6 protein-coding genes are annotated in these 7,071 nt (G+C 70.9%); 1 reads left to right on the top strand and 5 read right to left on the bottom strand.

The features are described from left to right. Nucleotides 1–122 precede the first annotated feature (122 nt). The 4 genes from IZR01_RS47025 to IZR01_RS47010 all read right to left on the bottom strand — a co-directional run bounded on the left by IZR01_RS47025 (nucleotide 123) and on the right by IZR01_RS47010 (nucleotide 2,714). Nucleotides 123–365 carry a hypothetical protein gene (locus IZR01_RS47025; RefSeq protein ID WP_194927639.1) on the bottom strand — a complete coding sequence of 81 codons (243 nt, stop codon included), beginning with the start codon at nucleotides 363–365 and terminating at the stop codon, nucleotides 123–125. Further along, a complete protein-coding gene (locus tag IZR01_RS47020) occupies nucleotides 356–793 on the bottom strand; it encodes a phosphotransferase (protein ID WP_194927638.1) in 438 nt (145 codons plus the stop codon). The genes IZR01_RS47025 and IZR01_RS47020 overlap by 10 nt, the downstream gene beginning before the upstream one ends. 190 nt (nucleotides 794–983) lie before the next feature. Continuing rightward, on the bottom strand, nucleotides 984–2,159 hold the full coding sequence (locus tag IZR01_RS47015) for a hypothetical protein (protein WP_194927637.1): 1,176 nt from the start codon (nucleotides 2,157–2,159) through the stop codon (nucleotides 984–986). 123 nt (nucleotides 2,160–2,282) lie between these two features. Further along, nucleotides 2,283–2,714, bottom strand: a complete 432-nt coding sequence (locus IZR01_RS47010) for a hotdog fold thioesterase (protein WP_194899576.1) — start codon at nucleotides 2,712–2,714, stop codon at nucleotides 2,283–2,285. A gap of 151 nt (nucleotides 2,715–2,865) precedes the next feature. Here IZR01_RS47010 and polA point away from each other — a divergent pair, with 151 nt between their 5' ends. After that, a complete protein-coding gene (gene polA / locus IZR01_RS47005; protein ID WP_194927636.1) occupies nucleotides 2,866–5,592 on the top strand; it encodes a DNA polymerase I in 2,727 nt (908 codons plus the stop codon). Nucleotides 5,593–5,890: 298 nt separating this feature from the next. Here polA and IZR01_RS47000 read toward each other — a convergent pair whose 3' ends face one another. After that, nucleotides 5,891–6,907, bottom strand: a complete 1,017-nt coding sequence (locus IZR01_RS47000) for a hypothetical protein (RefSeq protein WP_194927635.1) — start codon at nucleotides 6,905–6,907, stop codon at nucleotides 5,891–5,893. Nucleotides 6,908–7,071 lie beyond the last annotated feature (164 nt).

Below are 7,071 nucleotides of genomic sequence, written 5' to 3'. Positions count from 1 at the left end.
CGAAATCTGCCGATTTCTCAACAACGCCTTTAAACCCCGTACACGACCGGCGGCCTCCGCACCCGACTCTCGTCCAACAGGTGACCACACCACCAACCCGGTGAACCAATCCGGCCACCGCACTAGCTCAACCGCTCCAGAGCCGCCCGCAGGAACTCATCCCGCCGCCGCTCCAGCGTCGGCTGATCGAGATCGCGCCGCCCCTGATCCTGAATCGCGGTGACGAACTCCCGCATCCGGGGCGGCGTACTCAACGCGGCGACGACATCCCAGTACGCCAGATCCTCGACCTCGTCGCGTCCCCCGGCCGCCAAGTACCCGGCCGTCACCGCCGCAACGTGCCCCGCGCCGAACATCAAAGCCACGTCCAGCCGGATCGCTCAGGTACCGCACGCTCCGCGACCGCCGCCTCGGCCGCGACCAGCAGATCGCTCGCCCCCTGTCGGCGCCGCGCATCCGCGAAGTCCACACCCTCGATGGGTCGGGTCCGCCGCGCCATCCCCGCCAGCGCGGTAGCGGGCACGCGGTGCAGCGACGCCGTACCCGCCCCATAGGCACGCAGCGACTCCGGCGAAGCCTCCACCGGAATCCGGCTGCTGCCCTCGACAACCGTGCTCAACAGCGCCAGCGCCCCGGCTTCCGTGCCGGTCGCGTCGAACGCGATCAGCCGCGACGTGGGAATCCCGTGCTGCCGCGCGACTTCCAGCACGCGCGCCTCGGTACGGAACCCGTCGCGCCGCTCGGCATCGTCCGCCTCACCCACCCGCAGCACGGCGCCGCCGCCGTCGTCCAAGCGCAGCAGCCACGGATTCGAGCCCTCCCGCAGCCCGACGACGCCGGCCAGAGCGGGCCGCGTTCGTCCCGCAGGCGTCAGATGCTCAAGGGCCTAGTTCACCACCGAATCGGGGATCTCACTCATGCGGCAGACGCTACGCGCTTCCATAGACGCCACGCGTTTACGCGCTTCTACAGACGTCACGCGTTTACGCGCTCCCGCAAGCCACCTGCATCATCTCCGTGACCAGTCCCGGCCGCAGCGTCGCGGAGAACGTCTGCTCCGAGGAATCACTGTTCCCAGGCCCTGATCCCGCCATCGCGCCCGTGATTTCCATCGCGCCCATGCCGCCGTTCCACGCCGGTGGGTGCGCGCAGTCGGCGACATGCCAATGGGTGGCCAGACGCGCCGTCTGGCCCGGAGTGATGACCACCGGCAGCCCGGAGGCGGTGATGGTGACACCCGTCTGTCCTGATGCCGGGGCCTCCACGTTCCACGTCGCGATCCCCGCCGCCTCGATCGTGAACGTCAGGTCGAAGCCCTGCGGATCGGTGGGCGCGCCGATCGGCTGCGTCGTGTCGATCGCCGTGACGGCGAACGCGCTGCCGGAGGCCCCGCTCCCGGCCCCGCTCCCGGCCCCGCTCCCGGCCCCGGTCGCGGCGCCGGGCCCAGACCCGGCGCAGATCGCAGTCTGCTGACGCGTGTAGTCGTCCCACAGAGTGTCAGAGAGCGGATAGGCGTAGTCGCGCCGGACGTTCGGATCCTGCGGGGTGCTGACGCTGTACCGGATCGTCACGGGCAGCACCGGCAGGGGTTGCCCGTCGCAGCCGTATGGCAGCGTCACCGGCACCGACGCCGTGGTCCCGCCGTTCAGGGCCTGAGCCGGCCACGCCGTCGCCGATCCGATCCGCGTCCCCACCGCGTCCCACAGCTCGGCGCTGACCACGCTCAGCTGGGCCGCGGAGTCGTTGGTCAGCTCCAGGCCCAGCACCGCGTGGTCGACGCTGTCGTCGTCCGTGAGCGAGGTGGTGCTCAGCCGCACCTTGTAGAGGTCGGCGTCCACCTGCGAAGGGGGCGGGTTCGGCTGCGGTGTCGCCCGCCGCGCGCCGGTCGTCGGCCACACCACGAAAGCCAGCACGACGGCCACGGCGAGCGCTCCGACGATCTGCAAGCGGCGGGGGAGTCGCCCGAGCAGCGACTGTATGGCGTTCTCGCCGTCGATGGTCTCGAACCCGCTGGCGGCGGAGTTCGGCTCGCCCCGCGCCAGCCGTTCCTCGTCGAACTCGTCGTCCAGCTCGACGACGAGTTCGAACTCCGCGGGGTCCGGTTCCCCGGCCGCGTCGGGCGTGCCGCCGCCCGAGGGGTCCCCCCTGCCTGGTCCCATGACCGCATTGTCCGTCGTGGGTTGACCGGACACCAGAGGATCAGCGGCTCCGGTGTGCTGCTCGCTGTTTTCCCCTCGGTCGCCGCTATCCCCTCAGCGGCCGTTATCCCTTCACCAGAACCGCTATCCCTTCACCAGACACGTGATCCGGCTGGTGCAGCAGCGGCGTCCGGACTCGTCGGTGATCACGATCTCGCTGACCACCAGCGTCCGCCCGGCGGAGAGCGCCCGGCAGGTGCCGGTGACCCGGCCCTCCTTGGCCGAGCGGTGGTGGGTGGCGTTGATGTCCACGCCGACCACCTGCTTGTCCGGGCCGGCGTGCAGCGCGGCCATCAGCGAGCCCAGGGTCTCGGCCAGCACCACCGAGGCGCCGCCGTGCAGCAGACCGTAGACCTGGGTGTTGCCGGCCACCGGCATGGTGCCGACGATCTCCTCCTTGGTCGCGGAGGTGATGACGATGTCCATACGCTCGGTCAGGTGGCCGACGCCGACCTCGTTGAACATCGCCGCGATCTGTTCGGCCTCGGACACCTGGCTGTTCTGGTCTATCGACATCGCGGGGCCTCTTTCGGGGGCGGGGCCCGGGCTTTCGGGGGCGGTGCCCGGGCGCGGAAAACCACACCACATTAACTGCAACGTGTTACAGCCAGCCTAACCACCGCCGAGTTGCCCCGGCCTGTCGGTACCGCGCCCTAGGATTCATACCGTGAGCCCCGCCAAGAAGACCGCCGAAAAGACCTCCGCGTCCACCGCGACCCGCCCCGTCCTGCTGCTGCTGGACGGCCACTCGCTGGCGTACCGGGCGTACTACGCGCTGAAGGAGGCGGACCTGCGCACCACCACCGGCCAACCCACCGGCGCGGTGCAGGGGTTCACGTCGATGCTGATCAACACGCTGCGCGACGAGCGGCCGACGCACGTCGCCGTGGCCTTCGACGTCTCGCGCCAGACCTTCCGCACCGAGAAGTTCCCCGAGTACAAGGCCAACCGCTCGGCCTCCCCGGACGACTTCAAGAGCCAGATCGGCCTGATCGACGAACTGCTCGACGGCCTGGGGATCACGGTGATCCGCAAGGAGGGCTTCGAGGCGGACGACGTCATCGCCACCCTGACCACCCAGGCCGCCGCCGACGGCTACGAGGTCCGGATCCTCACCGGCGACCGCGACTCGCTCCAGCTGGTCACCGAGGACGTGACCGTGCTCTACCCGAAGCGCGGCGTGTCCGACCTCTCGCGGTTCACCCCGACCGCGGTCGAGGAGAAGTACGAACTGACCCCGAAGCAGTACCCCGACTTCGCGGCCCTGCGCGGCGACCCGTCGGACAACCTGCCGAACATGCCGGGCGTGGGGGAGAAGACCGCCGCGAAGTGGATCCGCGAGTTCGGCTCGCTGACCGATCTGGTGGCGCGCGCCGACGAGGTCAAGGGCAAGGCCGGGGAGACGCTGCGGGCGCACCTGGAGCAGGTCCGGCTCAACCGCGAGCTCACCGAGTTGGTGCGGGACGTGCCGTTGGAGAAGGGGCCGACGGATCTGGCCTGGACCTCCGAAGGTGACCCGGAGTCGGTATACCAGCTGTTCGACACGCTGGAGTTCTCCACCTCGATGCGGGACCGGGTGGCGCCGCTGCTGGCCTCCGGTGCCGAGGGGGAAGCCGTCGGCGAGGCCGTGGAGCTGGAGGGCCAGGTGCTCCAGACCGGGGAGCTGGCCGACTGGCTGGCCGCCAACGCCGCCGGCGAGGGCGCCACGGGCGTGGCGGTGCGGGGCCGCTGGAGCCACGGCACCGGCGAGGTCGAGGGCCTGGCGTTCGCGACCGCCGCCGGCACCGCCGCGTACGTCGACGTCACGCAGCTGGACCCGGCCGACGAGCAGGCGCTGGCGGCGTGGATGGCCGATCCGCAGCGCGCCAAGGTGCTGCACGACGCCAAGGGCCCGACCCTGGCACTGGCCGCGCGCGGCCTCACGCTGGCCGGCGTGGTCGCCGACACCGCGCTGGAGGCCTACCTGGCGCAGTCCGGCCGCCGCTCCTTCGACCTGGAGCCGCTGGCCGAGGAGGTGCTGGGCCGCCGCCTGTCGCCCGGGGACGCCGACGCCCAGGGCACGCTGTTCGCCGACGAGGACGCCGAGGCCGAGCGCCAGATGAGTGCCGCGCACGCGGTGCTGGACCTGGCCGACGCGCTGCGCGAGAAGCTGGCCGACACCGGCGCCGAGCAATTGCTGACCGACATCGAGCTGCCGCTGGTCGGGGTGCTGGCCGAGATGGAGCAGGTCGGCATCGCCATCGACACCCGGCTGTTCCAGGAACTGGAGAAGGGCTTCACCTCCGAGGCCGCCGAGCAGGTCGTCCAGGCCCGCGAGCACGCCGGCGTCGAGAACCTGAACCTGGGCTCGCCCAAGCAGCTCCAGGAAGTGATCTTCGAGACCCTGGGCATGCCCAAGACCAAGAAGATCAAGACCGGCTACACCACCGACGCCGACGCCCTGGCCTGGCTCCAGGTCCAGACCCAGCACCCGTTCCTGGACCACCTGCTGCGCTGGCGCGAGGTGAACCGGCTCAAGACGGTGGTCGAGGGCCTGTCGAAGTCGGTGTCGGACGACGCCCGCATCCACACCACCTACAACCAGATGATCGCCGCCACCGGCCGGCTGTCCTCGGTGGACCCGAACCTGCAGAACATCCCGATCCGCACCCTGGAAGGGCAGCAGATCCGCAAGGCGTTCATCGCGGGCTCCGACTACGAGTCGCTGATGACGGCCGACTACAGCCAGATCGAGATGCGCATCATGGCGCACCTGTCCGAGGACTCCGGCCTGATCGACGCCTTCACCTCCGGCGAGGACCTGCACAACACGGTCGCCGCCAAGGTCTTCGACGTCGACGCCACCGCCGTCGACCCCGAGCACCGCCGCCGCATCAAGGCCATGAGCTACGGCCTGGCCTACGGCCTGTCCGCCTTCGGCCTGTCCCAGCAACTCGGCATCGAGACCTCCGAAGCCGGCAAGATGATGGACGACTACTTCCAGCGCTTCGGCGGCGTCCGCGACTACCTGCACGAAGTGGTGGTCCAGGCCCGCGCCACCGGCTACACCGAGACCATGTTCGGCCGCCGCCGCTACCTCCCCGACCTGGCCAGCGACAACCGCCAGCGCCGCGAGATGGCCGAGCGCATGGCCCTGAACGCCCCCATCCAGGGCTCCGCCGCGGACATCATCAAGGTGGCGATGATCCGCGTCCGCGACGCCCTCCGCAAGGAGGAACTGAAGTCGCGGATGCTGCTCCAGGTCCACGACGAACTGGTGCTGGAGATCGCCCCCGGCGAGGCCCGGCGGGCCGAGGAACTGGTGCGACGGGAGATGGCGGCGGCCGCGGAGCTGCGGGTGCCGCTGGACGTCTCGGTCGGGGTCGCGGCCAACTGGGCGGATGCCGCGCACTAGGCGCTGCTGTTGCCGGGTTGCCGGGTTGCCGGGTTGCGGGCTGTCGGGTTGATGGGTTGCTTGGCTGGTGGGTGAGGCGCGCCGGGGCCGGCGGGTGTCGGCTTCGGCGCGCGGTTGCTGCTCTTGATCGGATGCGAGCCAAGAGGCGTGCTCGGCGGTGTGCAGGTGTGCAGGTGTGCAGGTGTGCGCGTGCGTGCTCGGTGGTCCCGATTGGGTGCTTGCCGAGAGCTATGTCTACCGCGAGCTGTGATTGCCCCGCGCTCGGATATCGCCCACGTGTACCGCCTCTGCGTACCGCCTACGTGCTCTGCGCCACCGCCCCCACCGCCTGCGCATCCTCCACCTCAGCCACCACCGCAGTGACCTCGCCCGCCGTCCGCGCCGTCAGGCACACCGCCACCGACACCGTCGCGGTCGCCAGCGCCGACGTCGCCGCGGCCGTCACGATCGCGCCCGCCGACCCGTGCGCGAAGCCCACGATCACCGTCGTCTCCAGCACGATCCCGCCGAGCACCACGGCCGACACCACGTGCGAGCGCCGCGCCACCCCGTCCAGCAGCGCCAGGTTCACCAGCGCCAGCAACGCCCCCACGCTCGTGAACAGCCAGCCGTCCGCGCCGAGGTCGAACCCGCCCGGCGTGGCGTACTTGTCCCCGAACGCCAGCCCGATCAGCGGATCGCCGCCCACGCCCGCGAGCGCGATCCCCAGCACCCCGATCCCGCCGGTCAGCGCCAGCGCCACCGACAGCGCCCGGCGCCGTTCCGTCGGCCGCGCCAGCCGCGGGTACGCGAGCATCGCCACGAAGCTCGGCGCGAAGAACGCCGCCCGCGCCAGCAACGCCCCGGTGTTGTAGCGTCCCAGGTCCCCGTCGGTCAGGTACCGGCTGGCCAACAGGGTGTCGAGCACCGTCAGCAGCAGGATGCCGCCGAGTCCGCCGGTCGCCCGCAGCACTTCCGTCAGATAGCCGCTGTGTCCGAGGTGGTGTTCGGTGACCCGCTGCGCTGCCGCCTCCACCGGTCCGGTCGCCGCCGCCGCGGCCTGACCGGCGCCGGTGCCGGAGTTGGCGACGGTGTCGGTGACGGTGTCCATCGCATCCATCGCGTCCATGGCGTTCATCGGGCCCGCCGCCGGCGAACCGGCCTGCACCCCACTCGCAACCTCCCGCAGCAACCACCGCCCCGCCACCGCCGCGAACGCCCAAGCCGCCGTCTGCGCCGCCATCACCGTCGTCGGCGACGACTGGGCCGAAGCCGCCGCGGCCCCGATCACCAACCGCGACCCCTGCGCCGCCAGATACAGCAGGGTCATCGTCATGAACCGCGACGTCCCCTGCGCGATCCCCAAGTACGACGCGAACACCGTGTTCGCCGCCAACGACACCCCCGTCCACACCACACCTCCGACCGTCACCGACGGCAACAACGCCGCGATCGCCGGAGCCAGCGCCATGAACAAGGCGGCCACCCCGATCCCGACCG

This window comes from Catenulispora pinisilvae, assembly GCF_015356865.1.
GTDB lineage: Bacteria > Actinomycetota > Actinomycetes > Streptomycetales > Catenulisporaceae > Catenulispora > Catenulispora pinisilvae.
The sequence above is the reverse complement of the archived record's forward strand: the minus strand, read 5'-3'. Positions and strand labels throughout refer to the sequence as shown.